The sequence below is a fragment of the Sphingomonas sp. DMC8 genome, assembly GCF_056314185.1.
In genome coordinates this window covers 224736-242980 of record NZ_JBQUYV010000004.1, presented here as the reverse complement: position 1 = coordinate 242980, position 18245 = coordinate 224736, and the positions used below count along the sequence as shown (strand labels likewise).

The 18245-nt window shown below is 66.8% G+C and carries 20 protein-coding genes; 6 read left to right on the top strand and 14 right to left on the bottom strand.

Annotated elements, in window-relative coordinates; translation table 11 throughout:
- Window positions 1–38 precede the first annotated feature (38 nt).
- Complete coding sequence (locus ACT53K_RS10630; RefSeq protein ID WP_476228601.1) at window positions 39–1064, top strand: glycosyltransferase family 2 protein; 1026 nt, start codon at window positions 39–41, stop codon at window positions 1062–1064.
- Between the two features lie 52 nt (window positions 1065–1116).
- On the opposite strand, the gene ACT53K_RS10625 is transcribed toward ACT53K_RS10630, so the two are convergent.
- Both ACT53K_RS10625 and ACT53K_RS10620 read right to left on the bottom strand, forming a co-directional pair.
- Complete coding sequence (locus tag ACT53K_RS10625; protein WP_476228600.1) at window positions 1117–1848, bottom strand: class I SAM-dependent methyltransferase; 732 nt, start codon at window positions 1846–1848, stop codon at window positions 1117–1119.
- A gap of 1 nt (window position 1849) precedes the next feature.
- Entirely contained in the window at window positions 1850–2269 is a 420-nt protein-coding gene (locus tag ACT53K_RS10620) for a GtrA family protein (RefSeq protein ID WP_476228599.1), read from the bottom strand.
- 61 nt (window positions 2270–2330) lie between these two features.
- Between ACT53K_RS10620 and ACT53K_RS10615 the strand changes: the two genes are divergently transcribed.
- Window positions 2331–4163 carry an AcrB/AcrD/AcrF family protein gene (locus tag ACT53K_RS10615; protein WP_476228598.1) on the top strand — a complete coding sequence of 611 codons (1833 nt, stop codon included), beginning with the start codon at window positions 2331–2333 and terminating at the stop codon, window positions 4161–4163.
- 4 nt (window positions 4164–4167) lie between these two features.
- Here ACT53K_RS10615 and ACT53K_RS10610 read toward each other — a convergent pair whose 3' ends face one another.
- Genes ACT53K_RS10610 through ACT53K_RS10585 form a run of 6 tightly spaced genes read right to left on the bottom strand, consistent with a single transcriptional unit; the run spans window position 4168 to window position 7897 of the window.
- The gene (locus tag ACT53K_RS10610) at window positions 4168–4788 is read right to left on the bottom strand and encodes a MarC family protein (protein WP_476228597.1); all 621 of its coding nucleotides are present in this window, start codon (window positions 4786–4788) and stop codon (window positions 4168–4170) included.
- On the bottom strand, window positions 4785–5660 hold the full coding sequence (gene folD, locus ACT53K_RS10605) for a bifunctional methylenetetrahydrofolate dehydrogenase/methenyltetrahydrofolate cyclohydrolase FolD (RefSeq protein ID WP_476228595.1): 876 nt from the start codon (window positions 5658–5660) through the stop codon (window positions 4785–4787). The genes ACT53K_RS10610 and folD overlap by 4 nt, the downstream gene beginning before the upstream one ends.
- On the bottom strand, window positions 5650–5958 hold the full coding sequence (locus ACT53K_RS10600; RefSeq protein WP_476228594.1) for a DUF167 domain-containing protein: 309 nt from the start codon (window positions 5956–5958) through the stop codon (window positions 5650–5652). Before ACT53K_RS10600 ends, folD begins: the two co-directional genes overlap by 11 nt.
- Window positions 5958–6272, bottom strand: coding sequence for a YggT family protein (locus tag ACT53K_RS10595; protein WP_476228593.1), 315 nt, complete (start codon window positions 6270–6272; stop codon window positions 5958–5960). The genes ACT53K_RS10600 and ACT53K_RS10595 overlap by 1 nt, the downstream gene beginning before the upstream one ends.
- 58 nt (window positions 6273–6330) lie before the next feature.
- Window positions 6331–7230: an acetylglutamate kinase gene (argB, locus tag ACT53K_RS10590; protein WP_476228592.1), complete on the bottom strand. Its 900-nt coding sequence runs from the start codon at window positions 7228–7230 to the stop codon at window positions 6331–6333.
- 19 nt (window positions 7231–7249) lie between these two features.
- A complete protein-coding gene (locus ACT53K_RS10585; RefSeq protein WP_476228591.1) occupies window positions 7250–7897 on the bottom strand; it encodes a queuosine precursor transporter in 648 nt (215 codons plus the stop codon).
- 132 nt (window positions 7898–8029) lie between these two features.
- On the opposite strand from ACT53K_RS10585, the gene ACT53K_RS10580 reads away from it, so the two are divergent.
- A complete protein-coding gene (locus ACT53K_RS10580; protein ID WP_476228590.1) occupies window positions 8030–9283 on the top strand; it encodes a NupC/NupG family nucleoside CNT transporter in 1254 nt (417 codons plus the stop codon).
- A gap of 182 nt (window positions 9284–9465) precedes the next feature.
- On the opposite strand, the gene ACT53K_RS10575 is transcribed toward ACT53K_RS10580, so the two are convergent.
- Window positions 9466–10335 carry a 3-hydroxyacyl-CoA dehydrogenase NAD-binding domain-containing protein gene (locus tag ACT53K_RS10575; RefSeq protein ID WP_476228589.1) on the bottom strand — a complete coding sequence of 290 codons (870 nt, stop codon included), beginning with the start codon at window positions 10333–10335 and terminating at the stop codon, window positions 9466–9468.
- A gap of 169 nt (window positions 10336–10504) precedes the next feature.
- Here ACT53K_RS10575 and ACT53K_RS10570 point away from each other — a divergent pair, with 169 nt between their 5' ends.
- The gene (locus tag ACT53K_RS10570; protein WP_476228588.1) at window positions 10505–11038 is read left to right on the top strand and encodes a DUF2939 domain-containing protein; all 534 of its coding nucleotides are present in this window, start codon (window positions 10505–10507) and stop codon (window positions 11036–11038) included.
- 5 nt (window positions 11039–11043) lie between these two features.
- Here the strand turns inward: ACT53K_RS10570 and egtD are convergent, their stop codons facing one another.
- The 5 genes from egtD to gluQRS all read right to left on the bottom strand — a co-directional run bounded on the left by egtD (window position 11044) and on the right by gluQRS (window position 15112).
- Window positions 11044–12021, bottom strand: a complete 978-nt coding sequence (egtD, locus tag ACT53K_RS10565) for an L-histidine N(alpha)-methyltransferase (protein ID WP_476228587.1) — start codon at window positions 12019–12021, stop codon at window positions 11044–11046.
- Window positions 12022–12025: 4 nt separating this feature from the next.
- Window positions 12026–13303, bottom strand: coding sequence for an ergothioneine biosynthesis protein EgtB (gene egtB / locus ACT53K_RS10560; RefSeq protein ID WP_476228586.1), 1278 nt, complete (start codon window positions 13301–13303; stop codon window positions 12026–12028).
- Window positions 13304–13334: 31 nt separating this feature from the next.
- Window positions 13335–13931 carry a cob(I)yrinic acid a,c-diamide adenosyltransferase gene (locus tag ACT53K_RS10555; RefSeq protein WP_476228585.1) on the bottom strand — a complete coding sequence of 199 codons (597 nt, stop codon included), beginning with the start codon at window positions 13929–13931 and terminating at the stop codon, window positions 13335–13337.
- An 87-nt stretch (window positions 13932–14018) separates the two neighbouring features.
- A complete protein-coding gene (locus ACT53K_RS10550) occupies window positions 14019–14246 on the bottom strand; it encodes an HIG1 domain-containing protein (RefSeq protein WP_476228584.1) in 228 nt (75 codons plus the stop codon).
- Window positions 14247–14263: 17 nt separating this feature from the next.
- Window positions 14264–15112, bottom strand: coding sequence for a tRNA glutamyl-Q(34) synthetase GluQRS (gluQRS, locus tag ACT53K_RS10545; RefSeq protein WP_476228583.1), 849 nt, complete (start codon window positions 15110–15112; stop codon window positions 14264–14266).
- 101 nt (window positions 15113–15213) lie between these two features.
- Between gluQRS and ACT53K_RS10540 the strand changes: the two genes are divergently transcribed.
- Window positions 15214–15780 carry an HNH endonuclease gene (locus ACT53K_RS10540; protein WP_476228582.1) on the top strand — a complete coding sequence of 189 codons (567 nt, stop codon included), beginning with the start codon at window positions 15214–15216 and terminating at the stop codon, window positions 15778–15780.
- Window positions 15781–15990: 210 nt separating this feature from the next.
- Window positions 15991–18240, top strand: a complete 2250-nt coding sequence (locus tag ACT53K_RS10535; protein ID WP_476228581.1) for a transglycosylase domain-containing protein — start codon at window positions 15991–15993, stop codon at window positions 18238–18240.
- Window positions 18241–18245: the final 5 nt, after the last annotated feature.

The window sequence follows — 18245 nt, the reverse complement described above, 5'->3', positions numbered from 1 at the left end:
CTCGACGCAGTCGCCCCGGGGCGCTACAGACGCCGGCCATGACTCGTCCGAAACTTTCCGTCGTCGTTCCCTGCTACAATGAAGAGGCGTGCCTCGACATGCTGCATGCGCGCGTTTCCGCCGCAGCGCAGGCGGCGGTGGGCGACAGCTATGAAATCGTCTTCGTCAACGATGGTTCGCGTGACCGTAGCTGGGACGTGATGCAGCGCCTGTCCGCTGCCGACCCGCGGCTGGTTGCGATCAACCTGTCCCGCAACCATGGCCACCAACTGGCGCTGACCGCGGGGCTTGATCTGTGCGCGGGCGAGGAAATCCTGATTATCGACGCCGATCTGCAGGATCCGCCGGAACTACTGAGCGACATGCGCGAGACGATGCGCGCCCAGGGCGCCGATGTGGTTTATGCCGTGCGCCGCAAGCGCGAGGGCGAAAGCCTGTTCAAGAAAGCGACGGCAGCAATCTTCTACCGCATGCTCGACCGCATCACCGACACGCCGATCCCGCTCGACACGGGCGATTTCCGGCTGATGACGCGTCGCGCGCTCGATGCGCTGCTGTCGCTGCCCGAGCAGGCGCGGTTCATTCGCGGCATGGTCGCCTGGATCGGCTTCCGCCAGGTTCCGTTCGTCTATGACCGGCACGAGCGCCACGCCGGCACCACCAAATATCCGCTGGGCAAGATGGTGCGCTTCGCACTGGACGCCGTCACCGGCTTTTCGACAACGCCGCTGCGCTTCGCCAGCCATATCGGGCTGGTGCTCACCGGCGCGTCGGTGCTGCTGGTGGCTTACATTATTTTCGGCTGGCTGACCGGCCGGGCCAACCAGGGCTGGACCTCAACCATGCTGGTCGTGGTGGTGCTGGGTGCGGTGCAGATGTTCGTGCTGGGAATGATCGGCGAATATCTCGGCCGGCTCTATGTCGAATCGAAGCGCCGGCCGCTCTATCTGATCGCCGATGTCGCCGGCCCGGTGCAGGGCCACGCCTCGCTCGGCTATCGCTATCAGGATTCGGGCGCGATCTCGGTCTCGCCGCAGGCGCGGCACAACGACGCAGCCGAGTAACCCGGCAATTCCCCTCCCCCCTTTGCGGGAGGGGAACTGCAATGCATGGTTTTCAGCCCTTGGGCTGGGCCAGCACGATGATCGAAAGCCCCGGCGGCATCGGCAACCGGCCGAGCAAGTGACGCTCGATCCCGAATACCGCCTCGAATGCCTTGTTGAGCGCGGCGGGCGGCGGCGAATCGTCGCTGTCATCCTTGCCCATCAGCTTGCCGGCAAAGCGCGCCGCGACCGCCACCGGAAACAGCAGCGAGTTGAACCAGCGCAGGCCGTTGTGGCGCAGACCGGCCTTTTCCAGCGCGGCGAGCAGCGTTGCCTTGGAATAGCGGCGCTTGTGATGGTTCACCACGTCATGCGCGCTCCACATCCACTGGTGCGCGGGCACGGTGATCAGGATCTTGCCGCCGGGCTTCAGCACGCGCGCCATTGCCTGCAGCGCCGCCACGTCGTCCTCGATATGCTCGACCACGTCGAGCACCGCGACCAGATCATAGCTGTCCGGCTCCACACCCGTCAGGTCGGGCAGCGGCGAGGCGCCGACCGGCTTGCCCAGTCGCTCGCTGGCAATAGCGCGGGCAGCGGGGTCGATCTCGATCGCGTCGACATCGCCGAACTGCGCCAGCATCGGCAGATTGTGGCCGGTGCCGCAGCCGATTTCCAGAATGCGGGCATCCTTCGGCAGCGCCCCATAGCGGACCAGATAGTCCGACAGGATCTCACGGCGCGCACGGTACCACCAATGCGTCGAGTCATGCGCCGCCATGCGGTCGTAAACGATACGTTCCATTTCAGCCGAACACCCACAAGCGGTTGAGAGCAAAGGTGATAAAGGGGGTGACGAACACCACCGGCACCAGCGGCCACCAGGTCGGCCCATGCACCAGCGGGCCGGTCAGCACCCAGGTGAAACCGGCGTTCATGACCATGCCCACCGACTGCACGATAAAGAATTTTAGCTTGTGCATCGCATCTTCGCGGGCGCCATGGCCCTTAAAGCTCCAGCGGCTGTGAAAGGGATAGCCGAAGGCGACAGCGACCAAAAATCCCACAAGCGACGCAAGCACCGGCGGAATCACATAGGTCGCCAGCGGCCAGTACACGATGCTGTACACTACCGTCGAAAGCCCGCCCACGATCACGAACCGGATCAGCTGCTGCACCGTCTGGTGCGCCAGCAGCGCCTGGACCCTTTGTTGTACTGCCGTCACTCTCGCTTGCCCTAATGCCGTGGGACGCCCTAATGCGCGCTCGCACCCGAGGAAAGCGATTTTGACGGACCACCCCCTTGGCCTTCGCCTGAAAGACGAGCTCGACCGTTCCTGGCTAAGCTGGACCCTGTTGTTCTGGCTGGGTGTCGTGATCTGGTTCCTGCAGCAGCGGCAAGGCAATATCTACTGGCTGTCGCTGGGCGATACCGACGACAATATGCGGCTGATGCAGGTGCGCGCCTGGCTGGCCGGACAGGGTTGGTATGATCTGCGCCAGTACCGGATGGACCCGGCGATGGGCGGGTTCGACATCCACTGGTCGCGCATCGTCGACCTGCCGCTAGCCGGGCTGATCCTGCTCCTGAAGCCGTTCGTCGGCACCGCCGTGGCCGAAAAATGGGCCTGCGGGATCGCGCCGCTGCTGCCGCTGTCGGTTGCGATGACCGGCCTTTCGTTGGCAGTGCGGCGGCTGGTCGCTCCCCATGCCTGGCCGCTGGCGCTCTTCATCCTTGTGCTGAGCTGTACCGCGACGATGCCGATGTTCGCGCCAATGCGGATCGATCACCATGGCTGGCAGCTTGCCGCGCTGGCGATCACCGTCGCCGGGCTGGCGGACCCGGCCAAGGCGCGCGGCGGCGCGGTGGTGGGCTTGTCGAGCGCGTTTTCGCTGTCGATCGGGCTGGAGATGCTGCCCTTCTGCGCCATGGCCGGCGCAATTATCGCGCTGCGCTGGGTATGGGATGCCGGCGATGTGCGGCGCATGCTGGTCTATGGCCTCACGCTGGGCGGCGGATCGTCGATCGGCTTCGCCCTGTTCGCTTCCTATGCCAACCAGGCGATGCGCTGCGATGCGTTGACGCCGGTATGGCTGAGCGTGATGGTGGCGGCCGGCGCATTGCTCGTCGGGCTGGCACTGCTCAACCCGCAGCGGCGCTGGCTTCGGCTCTTGCTGGCGGCATTGGCAGGCGCCGTGATCGTCGCGGGTTTCGCCCACAGCTTCCCGCAATGTCTCGGTCGGCCGGAGCAGGTTTCGGACGAGCTCTACAATACCTGGCTCGCCAATGTCCGCGAGGCGCGGCCGATCTATCGCCATCCGCTCGACATTGCGATGCCGGTGGCAGTGCTGGCGGTCGTCGGGCTGATCGGTGCGGCGGTTGCCGCGTGGCGTGCACGGCGCGCGCCCAATGCCGTCGGCTGGGCGGCGGTCGCGCTGTTCACCGCGTTCGCCGGCGCGATGCTGCTGTGGCAGTTCCGCGCAGCGCCGGGCGCGCAGCTGCTCGCCGTGCCGGGCGCGACCGCGCTAATCTGGCTGCTGGTGCCGTGGTTCCTGCAGCGTGGATCGATCTGGCTGCGGGTGGGCGGCGCGGTGGCGTCGTTCCTGATCGTATCAGGCATTGCCACGGGGATGGCGCTGCCCTGGCTTCCGAAGACGAAGGGCAAGGGCGGGCGCGATCTGGTGCGCGAGGCCAATGCCGCGTGCAACCGCACCTCGCAGCTGCGTACGCTCGATCTCATTCCCCCGTCGGTCGTCTTCACCCATGTCGATCTGGGGCCACGGCTGATCGTGGTGACGCATCATGATGCGGTGGCCGGGCCCTATCATCGCAACGGCGCGGCTATCCTGGACGTGCACCACGCCTTCACCGGACAGCCCGAGGGGTTCCGCCCCATCGCCGCGCGGCACAAGGCGGCGTACCTGCTGATCTGCCCGAACCTGGCGGAAACCACCGTGTACCGCGCGCACAGCCCCGGCGGCTTCTATGCCCAGCTGGCGCATGGCGAAGTGCCGAAATGGCTGGAACCGGTGCAGTTGCCCGCACGATCACCCTATCGGCTGTGGAAAATCCGCTACGACCTGCCCGATGCGCCGGAGAAGCCGCGGCCGGCGAAGTAACCGCTCAGACGTGCAGCGCTGCGCGGATTCCGTCGATCACGAACTGGACCGCCAGCGCGCCGAGCAGCACGCCGAGCACGCGGGAGACGACCGCTTCGATCTTCGCGCCGACGATCCGCATGATCGGCCCGGCGGCGAGCAGCGCCAGCAGGGTCAGCAACAGGATCGCCAGCATCGCCGCCAGCACCGTCGCCGACCGCTCGATCCCGTCGCTTTGCGACATCAGCAGCATCACCGACGCGATTGAGCCCGGCCCGGCGATCATCGGCATCGCCATCGGGAAGATCGAGATGTCGACCGGATCCTCGGCCTTGACCTTCTCCGCCCGATCCTCACGCCGTTCGGTGCGCTTTTCGAACACCATTTCCAGCGCGATCAGGAACAGCATGATGCCGCCGGCAATGCGGAAGGCATGCAGGCTGATGCCCAGCGCATGCAGCAGAGCCTCGCCGAACAGTGCGAAGCCGAGCAGGATCAAGGATGCGACAAACACCGCGCGTACCGCCATCGCGCGGCGATGCACGGCATTGGTTCCCGCCGTCAGCCCCGCGAAGATTGGCGCGCAGCCCGGGGGATCGATCACCACGAAGAAGGTGATGAACGACGAGACGAACAGCTCGATCAAATCGCGTCCGCCTCGATCGGCACGCCGGCGTTGCGGTGCGCCGCGACCAGGGTGTTGCGGAGCAGGCAGGCGATCGTCATCGGCCCCACCCCGCCCGGCACCGGCGTGATCGCACCGGCGATGCTCGCCGCGCTGTCAAAGTCGACATCGCCGACCAGCCCGTCCTCGGTGCGGTTGATGCCCACATCGATCACGGTCGCGCCCGGCTTCAGCCACTCGCCCTTGACGAAATGCGGGATGCCGACCGCGGCGACGACGATATCGGCATGTTTCAGGTGATGCGGCAGGTTGCGGGTACGCGAATGCGCCACCGTCACCGTGGCGCTCGCCTTGGTGAGCAGCGCCGCCATCGGCTTGCCCACGATGTTCGATCGGCCGATCACCACGGCGTCCATGCCCGACAGGTCGCCAAGCTGGTCCTTGAGCAGCATCAGGCAGCCGAGCGGCGTGCAGGGGACGAACCCCTCCAGCCCGGTCGCCAGCCGACCGGCATTGACCGGGTGGAAACCGTCGACATCCTTGTCGGGGCTGATCCGCAGCAGCACCGCCTGTTCGTCGATATGGCGCGGCAGCGGCAGCTGGACGAGGATGCCGTCGACCGCGGGATGGGCATTCAGCTGGTCGACCAGCCCCAGCAGGGCATCCTGCGTCGTGTCGGCGGGCAGGCGGTGCTCGAAGCTTTCCATCCCCGCCTCGCGGGTCTGCTTGCCCTTGGAGCGAACATAGACGGCGGAGGCGGGGTCGTCGCCCACCAGCACTACGGCCAGCCCGGGCACGCGGCCCGCTGCAGCCTGGAAAGCGGGAACCCGTTCCGCGATGCGGGCACGCAAGCCCGCGGCGAATGCCTTGCCGTCGATGATTTCAGCCGTCATGCGCCTCGCCATAGAGGCTGCGGGCGATCTGTTCCAGCACCGTAAAGTCCCCGGCGATCGAAAGCCGCTTCAAGCGCGCAGTTTCGCCCGCGATCAGCGTCACGTCGCGCTTCGGCACGCCGAATGTCTTGGCAACCAACGGCACCAGCGCGGCATTGGCAGCGCCTTCCACCGGCGGCGCGGTCAATCGCGCGACGAAATGCTCCTCCGTCCCCGCCGCCAGCACTTCCTTCGACGAACGCGGCGTCACGCGGACGGCAATTTCGATGCCGCCGTCGCGGCGCCGCCACGCCGGCATCAATAACCGGCGGTGGCGATCTGCATCATCAGGCTGGGAATCACGATTGTCTGCAGAATGTAGAGCACCAGCAGCACGACCAGCGGCGAAAGATCGAGCGCGCCGAAATCGGGCAGGATGCGGCGGATCGGCCGGTAGAGCGGCTCGGTCATCCGCTGCAGCGCGTACCAGACCGAACGGACGAAATCATTGTGCGTGTTGATGACGTTGAACGCGATCAGCCACGACAGGATCGCCTGGATGACGATGGTCCACCAGACGACGTTGAGCAGCACCGCAACGATGCGCAGCACAACCAGAAGGGTCTCGGTCAATCTACTCTCCGCGAGGCGTTAGTTTCGGGTACCTAACATAGGTGCTGCCAGGCAAATGTCAGCCATGCACCAGCGTGCCTACGCCCTGGCGCGTAAAGATTTCGAGCAACATGCCGTGCGGAATGCGCCCGTCGAGGATCACCGCTGCGTCCACGCCTGCCGCAACGGCGTTGACGCAGGTCTCCACCTTCGGGATCATCCCCCCCTTGATAGTGCCGTCTTCTTTCAACGCAGCAACGCGCGCCGCATCGAGATCGGTCAGCAGTTCGCCTTCCTTGCTCAGCACGCCCGGCACGTCGGTCAACAGGAAGAAGCGCTTGGCGCCGCACGCGCCGGCGATCGCCCCCGCCATCGTATCGGCATTGATGTTATAAGTGTGGCCGTCGGCCCCCAGCGCGATCGGCGAAACCACGGGAATGAAGCCTGAGGCCGCCAGCGACTGGAGAATGGAGATATCGACGGCCACCGGCTCTCCGACGAACCCGAGATCGACATGGCGCTCGATGCCCTGCAGCGGATCGGCTTCGGTGCGCTGCACCTTCTCGGCGCGGACCAGGCCAGCATCCTTGCCTGAAATGCCCACGGCCTTGCCACCCGCCGCGGCGATCCACGCGACGATTTCCTTGTTGATTGACCCCGCAAGCACCATCTCGGCAATCTCGGCGGTTGGTTTGTCGGTTACGCGCAGACCTCCCACAAAGGTCGATTCTACGCCTAGCCGCTTGAGCATCCGACCGATCTGCGGGCCGCCGCCATGCACGACGATCGGGTTGATCCCGACCGCTTTCAACAGCACCACGTCCTCGGCGAAATCGCGCGCCAGTTCGGGATCGCCCATCGCGTGGCCGCCATATTTCACGACGAAGGTGGCGCCGGCATAGCGCTGCAGATAGGGCAGCGCCTCGGTAAGGGTTTCGGCCTTGGCGAGCAGCGCCGGATGGGGTGCGTGGTCGGTCATGCGCGCCCTTTAGGACCGCTTACGCCCTTCGTCCATCGAGTGCGCGTCCCAGCGCCACTGCGCCGGTGATCAGGAACGGCACGAGCACGATCGACAGCACTACCTTGGTCAGCATCTGCCCGGCCATCAGTTCCAGGATCGGCCGCTCGCCCAGGAACGAGATGCTGATGAACAACACCGTGTCGACAATCTGCGAGACGACGCTTGCCACCATGCCGCGGAACCACACCAGCCCGCCGCGCCCTTCGGTGCCGCGCAGCTTGTTGAAGATGAACACGTTGAGCGTCTGCGACGTGCCGTACGAAATGAACCCGGCGAGCATCATCCGCATCCCCTGCCCCACCACGATCGGAAAGGCGGAAACGGCGGGCGGGTACATGCCGGGATCGGTCGGCAGCACCAGCACCAACTGGATCAGCGCCGCCGACGCGAGCAGCGGCACGAATCCCATCCGCACCAGCGCGGTGGCGGTCGCCTGGCCGTGCAGCTCGGCGACCGCACTCGACAGCACGACGAGCAGCAGGAAGGCGAAGATCCCCGCCTCCACCGCGAGTGGCCCCAGCGCCACCTGCTTCACCCCCAGCACGCCCGCCATGCAGACCATGCCGCCATAGAGGATCGAAAAGACGAAGAGCGAGCGCGGGATCGCGGGGCCGGGTTTGTCCATCGGCAGTTGCTAGCGCCAAAGCCGGCGCGGTGGAAGATGGTGCGCATCCCTCTGGCAAGATGCGCCATCGCGTGTATGGTCGGCCGGTTTGCTGGCACAGATTCCGCCGGCGATGGGGGCCAACGACCTAGAATGACTCATTTCCCGATCGGCATATTCGGGGTGCTCGCCATCCTCGCGATCGCTTTCCTGCTGTCCAGCAACCGCCGCGCGATCCGTTTACGCGTCGTCGGCGCCGCGTTCGCGCTTCAGGCTGGCACCGCCATCCTCGTGCTGCGCACCGGCTGGGGCCAGACCGTGCTGCACACCATGGCGAACGGCGTGTCCGCGCTGCTCGGCTATGCCAGCGCCGGCACCAGCTTCCTGTTCGGCAATCTCGCCAAGCCCGAAATGGGCGGCCAGAGCTTCGCCATCGCCGCGCTGCCGGTGATCATCTTCTTCGCCGCGCTCGTCTCGATTCTCTACCACCTCGGCATCATGCAGCTGGTCGTGCGCTGGATCGGCGGCGCGATCGAGAAGGTGACCGGCATCAGCAAGGTCGAATCGCTCTGTTCCGCGGCGAACATCTTCGTCGGCCAGAGCGAGGCGCCGCTGGTGATTCGCCCCTATCTCGCCCGCCTCACGCCGTCGCAGCTGTTCGCGGTGATGAGCGTCGGCATGGCCGGCATCGCCGGCACGATTCTCGCCGCCTATGCCAGCCTGCTCGGCCCGGCATCGCTCCCCTATCTGCTCGCCGCCTCGTTCATGGCGGCGCCGGGCGGGCTGCTGATGGCCAAGATCATGTATCCCGACGAGCCTGCCGGCCCGGAGATCACGGTCTCCGACGAGGACGAGGCGATCCGGGTCGCCGAACACGACATCGAGGAAGAGCGCGCCGCCAACATCATCATGGCAGCGGCGACGGGCGCCTCGACCGGCGTGAAGATCGCGGTCGCGGTCGGCGCGATGGTGCTCGCTTTCGTCGCGCTGGTCGCGCTCGCGAACGGCCTGCTGGCGGCGGTGGGCGGCTGGTTCGGCCATCCGGAGCTCAGCTTCCAGTCGATCATCGGCACGGTGTTCGCCCCGGTGATGTATCTGCTCGGCATTCCCTGGCACGAGGCGCTGGAGGCGGGCGGGCTGTTCGGCACCAAGGTGGTGCTGAACGAGTTCGTCGCGTTCATCGACCTGGGCCATATGACCGACCTGGCGCCGCGCACCCGCGCCATCGTCACCTTCGCGCTGTGCGGTTTCGCCAATTTCAGCTCGATCGCGATCCAGATGGCCGCGACCGGCAGCCTGGCGCCGAACCAGCGGCCGGTGATCGCCCGGCTGGGAATCAAGGCGCTGGTCGCCGGCAGCCTTGCCAACCTGATGTCGGCGGCGCTGGCGGGGCTGTTGCTGCCGTAAGTTCAAAGCGCGGATTCGCGCCGGTAGTGGAGCGGGTAGAATCTTAATTTTAAGGGGTTGAGCACCCTCACCCTCACCCTCCCATCGCTATCGCGATGGGCCCCTCCCTCTCCCAAAGGGAGAGGTGTTGAAGCGCCCTCTCCCTTTGGGAGAGGGAAGGGTGAGGGTGAAACCCGATCCCCTCACCGCGTCGGCACGGGCTCCGGGCCGGTATAGTCATAGAAGCCGCGCTTGGTCTTCCGGCCATACCAGCCGGCTTCGACATATTTGACCAGCAGCGGCGCCGGGCGGAACTTGGGGTCGCCGGTGCCTTCGAACAGCACGCGGGTGATTTCGAGGCAGGTGTCGAGCCCGATGAAATCGGCGAGCGTGAACGGCCCCATCGGGTGGTTGAGGCCCAGCTGGCAGGCAGCGTCGATGTCCGGGATCGTCGCCACGCCCTCGCCCAGCGCGAAGCACGCTTCGTTGAGCATCGGCATCAGCACGCGGTTGACGATGAAACCGGGCGCATCATTGGCATGGACGATCCGCTTGCCGAGCGACTGACCGAACGCCTCGACCGCCGCGACCGTCGCATCGCTGGTGGCAAGGCCGCGGATCAGTTCGATCAGGCCCATCACCGGCACGGGGTTGAAGAAGTGCACGCCCATGAAGCGCGCGGCATCGGGCGCCGCCTGCGCCAGCCGGGTGATCGGGATCGACGAGGTATTGCTCGCCAGGATCGCCTCTGCCCCCAGCACCTTGCCGACGGTGTCGAAGATCTGGCGCTTGATTGCCTCGCGCTCGGTCGCAGCCTCGATCACCAGATCGCAAGGCGCCATCGCCGCCAGATCGCCGACCGGGGTGATCCGGCCCAGCGCCGCCTCGGCATCGGCAGCGGTGATCTTTTCCTTCTCGACCGCGCGGTGGAGCTGCCTGGCGATGCCCGCCTTGCCGGCTTCCGCCCGCGCCTGATCGACATCGGACAGCAGCACCGCATAGCCCGCCTGTGCCGAGACCTGGGCGATCCCCGCCCCCATCTGCCCCGCGCCGATCACGCCAACCGTCTTCATGCCGCTCTCCTTATGGCTGTTCGTCGCGCGAGCCGTACTCGTCGATGCGCGCTGCGGCTAGAGCGGGAACATGCCAATTCTCATGCCGCTCGCCACCATCCCATCCGTGCCGGGGCGCGGTTGCCCTATCGAGGACAAGACCATAGGCTCCCCGAAAGGGGGTACGCACATGCGCAAACGGATTGCAGCCATTGCCGTGCTGGTGGCGCTGGTGGGCGGCATCTATTTCGGTTCCGCCTATTGGGCGGCGCGACACCTGCGGCAGGCAGCGCTTAGCGGCGACACCGACAGGCTGGAAGCCGCGATCGATTTTCCGGCGGTGCGAACCAGCCTGAAGGCGCAGATCGCCGCAGCGATGATGCGCCAGATGCAAACCGATCCGGCGGCGCGCAACAATCCGTTTGCGGGCCTGGGCATGATGCTCGCCCCCACACTCGTCGATCGCATGGTCGACGGCTTTGTCACGCCCGAGGGCATCAGCGCGATGGTGCAGGGACGGAAGCTTGGCACGAGCGTCCAGACGCCGCGCCAGCCGAACCCCGACATCCGCTTCGACGACGAATGGGTGACCATGGATCGCTTTCGCGTGCGAATGACCAACACCCGCACCAACGAACAGGGCCCGGCCCTGCTGTTCGCGCGACAGGGCTTTGCCGGCTGGAAGCTGGTAAAGCTGGAGCTGCCCGACAGCGTGATGCGCTAACCCCCTCACGGCGCGCGGCGGAGCGGCTGGGCCTCGCACAGGATCAGCGCGAACCAGCCCTGCGGGTCGGTCCATTCACGGATCGGCGTCCAGCCGCCCCCGCGCAGCAGCAACCGGGCACCGTTCGGCCCATATTTATGGCTGTTCTCGGTGTGGATCGTCTCGCCCGCCGCCATGGCGAAATCGCGGCCGTCGACGGTGAAGGCGGCGTCGCGCTGTGCCTCCAGATGCATTTCGATCCGTGCGGCATCGGCGTTCCAGATCGCCCGGTGGCGGAAGGCGTCAATGGGGATGGTGCCGGCCAGCTCGCGGTTGATCCGCTCGAGCAGGTTGAGGTTGAACGCCGCCGTCACCCCGGCCGCATCGTCATAGGCGGGGACGAGGATGTCGGGCGACTTCACCCGGTCCATGCCGATCAGCAGCCGGGCGCCCTCGCCCAGCCATTCGCGCATCGCGCGCAGCAGATCAGTCGCGTGCCACGCATTCATGTTGCCGATCGTCGAGCCGGGAAAGAAGCCGAGCTTCGGCATGCCGGCCACTTGCGCCGGCAGCGGCACGGGGCGGAGGAAATCGGCCTCGACCGGATAGACCGGCAGACCCGGAAATGCCTGTGACAATTGCGCCGCCGAATGGCGCAGGAATGCGCCCGAAATGTCGATCGGCACATAGGCGGCCGGGTCGATCGCCCGCAGCAACAGCGGCGTCTTGGTCGAGGAGCCCGAGCCGAATTCGACCACGGCCGCATCGGGCGCGGCCAGCGCGCCGAGTTCGCCGGCGATGCCGGAGAGGAGCGCGGTTTCGGTCCGGGTCGGGTAATATTCGGGGAGTTCGGTGATCGCCTCGAACAGTTCCGATCCGCGCCGGTCATAGAACCAGCGGGCGGGAATGGCGCGGGGGCTGGCAGCAAGGCCGGTCAGCACATCGGCGCGGAAATGGGGGTCGGCAAGGCTGGCCTGGCCGTCTTCGGCTTCCTGCTTGAGCATGGGGTCAGAGATCCTTTGCCAGGCGCACGCCGGTGAACTGCCAGCGCTGATGCGGGTAGAAGAAGTTGCGGTAGCTGGGGCGGACATGCCCGCGCGGCGTGGCGCAGCTGCCGCCCCGCAGCACGAACTGCCCGCTCATGAACTTGCCGTTATACTCGCCGACCGCGCCGGGCGCGGTGCGGAAACCGGGATAGGGGCGATAGGCGCTGCCGGTCCATTCCCAGACATCGCCGAACCAGGCGGGGCCGCCGGTCGAGGGGCGCGGTTCGACCGGGCCGGCGCCGTCGAGCTGGTTGCCGGCAAGCGGATCGGCGGCTGAAGCGGCCGCTTCCCATTCAAATTCGGTGGGCAGGCGGGCGCCCGCCCAGCTGGCATAGGCATCCGCTTCGTACAGACTGACATGCGTGACCGGCGCAGCGGGATCGACCGGGCGGCGGCCGTCGAGCCCGAAGCGCGTCCACGCCCCGTCCTGTAGCCGCCAGTAGAGCGGCGCCCCGATCCGGTTCGCCTGCACCCAGGCCCAGCCGTCCGACAGCCAGTGGCGCGGATCGGTATAGCCGCCCTCGGCAATGAAGGCCGCCCATTCGCCATTGGTGACGGTGCGGTCGGCGAGCGCATGCGGGTGGAGCAAGAAGCGGTGACGCGGGCCTTCGCAATCGAAGGTGAAGCAGGGCGAAGTTGAGGAAGTTGTGGCTTGTGCACCAATTTCAACTTTGCCCGTCCGCCCCTCGATCCAGCCGATCGGGCCGGGCATCGCCACCGGCACCTTGGCCGCGCCGGGCCATACCGAAGGTTCGAGCGGGTTGACCGAGAAATGGTGGAGAATGTCGGTGAGCAGCAGTTCCTGATGCTGCTGCTCATGCTGGCAGCCGAGTTCGACGAGCGCCAGCGCATCGGGCGAAAGCAGGGGAATTGCTTCGACAATTGCAGCATCCACGGCCGAGCGCCAGGCGCGGATTTCGTCGAGGGTCGGGCGCGAGAGCATGCCCCGGCGCGGCCGGGCGTGGCGGGCGCCCTCTGCCTCATAATAGCTGTTGAACAGGAACGGCCAGCGTTCGTCATAGAGCCGATAGCCGGGCACATGATCGCGCAGCACGAAGGTTTCGAAGAACCAGGTCGTATGCGCGAGATGCCATTTGGCGGGCGATGCATCGTCCATCGACTGAATGGTGGCATCGGCATCGGAAAGCGGCGCGACCAGATCGGTGCTGAGCGCACGAACCGCGGCGTATCGCTGCGCAAGCGAAGCGGGGGCCGGCGCCAATTCCGAGGTTGTTCGCATTTTGTTCTCCTAGCCGGCAGGCGTCCGGCCGTCAACCCGTTGACGAAGCACCGCTATCATCCTGGCCACCGCGAGACCCCCCGGGCACCCAAAGAACGTCCGCCTGCCCATTTTGGTTCACGGCGCGCGCGGCCACGAACAGGAAATCGGACAGGCGGTTCAGATATACGAGCGCATGGGTGTTGAGGTTACCCGCCTCGTTCGCGGCGACGGCGGCGCGTTCGGCGCGCCGGGCGATGGCGCGGGCGAGATGCAGCGCCGCCGCCGCAGGGCTGCCGCCGGGCAGGATGAAGCTGTTGAGCGGCGGGATCGGCGCGTTGAGCGTGTCGATCGCCTGTTCGATCCACATTACCTGCGCGGGCACGATGCGCAGCGCATAGTCGGGCTCGCCGGGCGTGGCGAGATCGGCGCCGAGATCGAACAGGTCGTTCTGGATGCGCGCGAGCATCGCGTCGAGCGCGGGGTCGATGCCGGGCGTGGCACGGGCAACGCCGATCGCGCTGTTGGTTTCATCGACATCGCCCATCGCGGCGAGGCGCGGGCAATGCTTGGCGACGCGCGAGCCGTCGACCAGACCGGTGGTGCCGGCATCGCCGGTGCGGGTGTAGATTTTGTTGAGCTTGACCATCGGCCGGCGGTTAGAGCGCAAAGTCCAGCCTGTGGCCATGGCTTTTTGGACGGGTGTGCTCCTCCCCGGCACGGGGAGGATAAGGGCTTATCCCTTTGCCGAGGCGATCCACAGGATCAGCGCGGCGACGCCGATGGCGATCGCCTGGAACAGGATTCGCTTCTGCATCATCTGGTTCGACCGGATCGCCCGCTCGCTGGGCCCAGGCCCTTCCAGATCGGCGCTGGTAGTGCCGGCCATGTTGACCAGCCCCTTGATGAGGAAGAACAGCGTTGCAAGCAGCGCGGCCAGGAAGAGGATCGCGAGGAACACCATCCGCCGATACTACGCCTCTATTGGAGCGAATCCAACTGCCCTGTTCCAAAGGGCAAGATGCCGTGTCGCAACTGGTCCGCCAGCGCGCGGCCATCTTCGCCGGCAAGGCGCATCGTCTCCAGGCTGGGCGATCCATGCCGCTTGGCGAGGCGGGTGCCGTCCGGCCCGGCGAGCAGCGCGTGGTGGCGATAGGCGGGCGTCGGCAGGTCGAGCAGCGCCTGGAGCAGCCGGTGGACATGCGTTGCCGCGAACAGATCGACGCCGCGGACGACATGGGTGATGCCCTGCGCGGCATCGTCGACGGTGACGGCAAGGTGATAGCTGGCAGGCGCGTCCTTGCGCGCGAGGATCACATCGCCCGCCGCCAGCGGATCGGCGGTGACGGTGCCGGCATGCGCGTCGTGCCAGACGAGCGGGCCGGTGCGCGCAACCGCCTTCGCCATGTCGATCCGCCAGCTGTGCGGGCGCGACCAGTCGGGGTCGGCAACCCCGCGACAGGTACCGGGATAAAGCGCGCCGTCCGGCCCGTGCGGCGCCGACAGGCTCGCGGCGATATCGGCGCGGGTGCAGAAACAGGGATAGAGCAGCTCCATCTCCCGCAACCGGTCTAGCGCGGCCTGGTAGCGCGGCAGGCGCTGCGACTGGAACGTCACCTCGCCGTCCCAGCCGAGCCCCAGCCATTCGAGATCGGCGAGGATCGCGGCGACATGCTCGGGCCGCGCGCGGGTGCCGTCGATATCCTCGATCCGCAGGCTGAAGCGCCCGCCGGCAGCACGCGCGAAATCATATGCCTGAATTGCCGACCAGGCATGACCCAGGTGAAGGCGCCCGGTCGGGCTGGGTGCAAAACGGGTGTGGATAAGCATCAATACGGCCCTTGACCGCGAGTCGCGGCATATGCTGTCATCGGGACGTCACGCTTTTGGGCAAGAGGCGGGACACGGAAAAGTCGAGGGTGAGGTAACGCATGTACCATCCCGATCTGATACGCCACCCGGATGGATGCCCGGCCCTGGTGCTCAATGCCGATTATACCCCGCTCAGCTATTATCCGCTCAGCGTGTGGCCCTGGCAGACGGCGATCAAGGCCATCTTCCTCGACCGGGTCGATGTGGTTTCCTATTATGAACGGGAAGTCCGAAGTCCCAGCGCGAGGCTGAAGCTGCCTTCGGTCATCGCGCTCAAACAATATGTGAAGCCTTCCCAATTCCCCGCCTTCACCCGGTTCAATCTGTTCCTTCGCGACAAGTTCGCCTGCCAATATTGCGGATCGCACCGGGATCTCACCTTCGACCACGTCATTCCGCGCGCCCAGGGCGGCCGCACCACCTGGGAAAATGTCGCCACCGCCTGCGCGCCGTGCAACCTGAAAAAGGGCGGACGCACCCCGAAACAGGCCGCGATGCCCCTCCACATCCAGCCGATCCGCCCGACCAGCTGGCAGTTGCAGGAACATGGCCGGCGCTTTCCGCCCAACCATCTGCATGAGACCTGGCACGACTGGCTCTACTGGGATGTCGAGCTGGAGGCTTGAGGGTTTCCGGGTACTTCGGGAACGGCGCGCCTCCTGTTTGAGAGGCGCCACCCTCACCCTTCCCACCGCCTGCGGCGGCGGGCCCCTTCCCTCTCCCAAGGGGAGAGGGAGGTAGCCGCGAAGAGGATTATCGGCTTCTCCCCCAAATCCCGGCCAATTCTCCAAGAGTGTGTTATTGCGATAACACAGATACTCGGCTAAAGCGGCAGCATGGCGCGCGAGCCCGGTTCTTCTGACAGTCGATTCCCGCTGCGGCGTGCCGCCGCGCCCGAAACCGCATGGACGCCGGGCGACGACACCCGCCCGGGCAAGCGCGAGCCGGTCTGGCGGCCGGGCATGAAGCGCGAGGCGCCGGCCGAGCCGATCCCCCATGGCCCCATTCCGCGCGGCAGCTATCCGCCCCCACCGCCCGGCGGCGGCAGCGGGGGTGGCGGCGACGGCTTGCCGCCCGACGACGAAGCGCCGATCCAGCTTCCCGCAATCCGCCGCATCCGCTGGGGGCGGTGGATCGTGCGCGGCATTGCTGTGCTGATCCTGCTGTTCGTGATTGCCTTTGCCTGGCTGGCGGTGACGGCGCCGCTCTCCAAATCGCTGCGGCCGCCGGCGCCGCCGTCGATCACGCTGCTCGCCGATGACGGCACGCCGATCGCGCGGCGGGGCGCCGTCATCGGCGCGCCGGTCGATGTGAAGAAGCTGCCGCCGCATGTCGCCCAGGCGTTCATCGCGATCGAGGACCGGCGGTTCTACAGCCATTGGGGCGTCGATCCGCGCGGCATCGCCCGGGCGATGTTCCATAATGTGAGCTCGGGCGGCGGATCGCAGGGCGGCAGCACGATCACGCAGCAGCTCGCCAAGAACGCCTTTCTCGACTCCCGCCGCACCTTCGGGCGCAAGGCGCAGGAAGTGCTGATCGCCTTCTGGCTGGAAGGCTGGCTGACCAAGGACGAGATCCTGTCGCGCTATCTGTCGAACGTCTATTTCGGCGATAACGTCTATGGCCTGCGCGCCGCCGCGCAGCATTATTTCTCGACCACGCCCGAGCGGCTGACGCTTAGCCAGGCGACCTTGCTGGCGGGCCTCGTCAAGGCGCCGAGCCGGCTAGCGCCGACCGGCAATCTCGATGGCGCACGCGCGCGGCAGAAGCTGGTGATCGGCGCGATGCAGGAAGCGGGCTTCATCACCGAGGACGAGGCGCGGCGGGTGCGCCCGGCGGTGCTGCACGTCAGCGAGACCGAGGAATTGCCGAACGGCACCTATTTCGCCGACTGGGTGCTGCCCCAGGCGCGCGATCGCGCCGGCGGCGTGGCGACCGAACAGACGGTGAAGACCACGCTCGACATGCGGTTGCAGCGCATGGCCGAACGGGTGGTGAAGGGCGCGGGGCTGGGCAAGACGCAGGTAGCATTGGTGGCGATGCACCCCGATGGCCGCGTCGTGGCGATGGTTGGCGGGCGCAGCTATGGCGAAAGCCCGTTCAACCGCGCGACCCAGGCGCAGCGCCAGCCGGGTTCGGCATTCAAGCTGTTCGTCTATCTGGCGGCGCTGCGATCGGGCATGACGCCCGACACGATGGTCGACGACAAGCCGGTGACGATCGGCGACTGGAAGCCCTCCAACGCCGATGGCCGCTATGCCGGGCGGATCACGCTGCGTCAGGCGCTGGCCAAGTCGAGCAATGTCGTCGCGGCGCGGCTGATCCAGCAGGTCGGCGTCGGCCGGGTGACGCAGGCGGCGCGCGACCTGGGAATTTCGACGCCGATCGGCAACGATGCCTCGATCGCGCTGGGCACCTCGACCGGCACGCTGCTCGAGCTGACCGCAGCCTATGCCGCGGTGGCGAACGGCAGCTATCCGGTGCGGCCGCGCGGACTGGATGCGGAGGAAGCCGCCGACGACTGGCTCTCGCGCCAGTTGGGCGGCGCGACGCGCTTCGGCGACCGCCAGCTCGACGATCTCCGCTCGATGCTGCAGACCGTGGTGCAGTCGGGCACCGGCCGGGCGGCGGCGCTGTCGGTGCCGACCTATGGCAAGACCGGCACGACCCAGGACAGCCGCGATGCGCTGTTCGTGGGCTGGGCGGGCGATCTCGTCGTCGGCGTGTGGATCGGCAAGGACGACAACAGCCCGGTGCCGGGTGCAGCCGGCGGCGCGCTGCCGGCGCGGATCTGGCGCAGCTTCATGACGCAGGCGCTGGGCGTCGGCGCGGCCGAGGTGCCCGAGCCGACCGACGTGCCCGACGACAATGCGACGATCGACGATACGCTGGGCAATATGGTGCAGGTCGATCAGGACGGCGTGCAGATCGACCTGAGCCGGGTGCGCGAAATGATGCCGGGCGGTTCGGACAATCCGCAGAATCCGATCCCGCGCTCGATCCGCGTGCCGCTGCCGGCCGCCACGCCGCGCGGCGGCGATGCACCACGGCGCGACAGCCAGAATTCGACCGATCCGCAGCGTTGACCGGC

What these genes read in the sequence shown, in the direction of transcription:
- ACT53K_RS10550 (WP_476228584.1), bottom strand. Translation starts at nt 14,246, where the DNA reads ATGGTGTTCCTCGCGATCCTCTTCCTGGCCGCGCTGCTTGCAACGCTG.
- ACT53K_RS10570 (WP_476228588.1), top strand. Translation starts at nt 10,505, where the DNA reads ATGCGCAAACGGATTGCAGCCATTGCCGTGCTGGTGGCGCTGGTGGGC.
- ACT53K_RS10535 (WP_476228581.1), top strand. Translation starts at nt 15,991, where the DNA reads ATGGCGCGCGAGCCCGGTTCTTCTGACAGTCGATTCCCGCTGCGGCGT.
- ACT53K_RS10600 (WP_476228594.1), bottom strand. Translation starts at nt 5,958, where the DNA reads ATGCCGGCGTGGCGGCGCCGCGACGGCGGCATCGAAATTGCCGTCCGC.
- ACT53K_RS10580 (WP_476228590.1), top strand. Translation starts at nt 8,030, where the DNA reads ATGACTCATTTCCCGATCGGCATATTCGGGGTGCTCGCCATCCTCGCG.
- ACT53K_RS10625 (WP_476228600.1), bottom strand. Translation starts at nt 1,848, where the DNA reads ATGGAACGTATCGTTTACGACCGCATGGCGGCGCATGACTCGACGCAT.
- ACT53K_RS10575 (WP_476228589.1), bottom strand. Translation starts at nt 10,335, where the DNA reads ATGAAGACGGTTGGCGTGATCGGCGCGGGGCAGATGGGGGCGGGGATC.
- folD (WP_476228595.1), bottom strand. Translation starts at nt 5,660, where the DNA reads ATGACGGCTGAAATCATCGACGGCAAGGCATTCGCCGCGGGCTTGCGT.
- argB (WP_476228592.1), bottom strand. Translation starts at nt 7,230, where the DNA reads ATGACCGACCACGCACCCCATCCGGCGCTGCTCGCCAAGGCCGAAACC.
- ACT53K_RS10555 (WP_476228585.1), bottom strand. Translation starts at nt 13,931, where the DNA reads ATGGTCAAGCTCAACAAAATCTACACCCGCACCGGCGATGCCGGCACC.
- ACT53K_RS10585 (WP_476228591.1), bottom strand. Translation starts at nt 7,897, where the DNA reads ATGGACAAACCCGGCCCCGCGATCCCGCGCTCGCTCTTCGTCTTTTCG.
- ACT53K_RS10540 (WP_476228582.1), top strand. Translation starts at nt 15,214, where the DNA reads ATGTACCATCCCGATCTGATACGCCACCCGGATGGATGCCCGGCCCTG.
- gluQRS (WP_476228583.1), bottom strand. Translation starts at nt 15,112, where the DNA reads ATGCTTATCCACACCCGTTTTGCACCCAGCCCGACCGGGCGCCTTCAC.
- egtD (WP_476228587.1), bottom strand. Translation starts at nt 12,021, where the DNA reads ATGCTCAAGCAGGAAGCCGAAGACGGCCAGGCCAGCCTTGCCGACCCC.
- egtB (WP_476228586.1), bottom strand. Translation starts at nt 13,303, where the DNA reads ATGCGAACAACCTCGGAATTGGCGCCGGCCCCCGCTTCGCTTGCGCAG.
- ACT53K_RS10630 (WP_476228601.1), top strand. Translation starts at nt 39, where the DNA reads ATGACTCGTCCGAAACTTTCCGTCGTCGTTCCCTGCTACAATGAAGAG.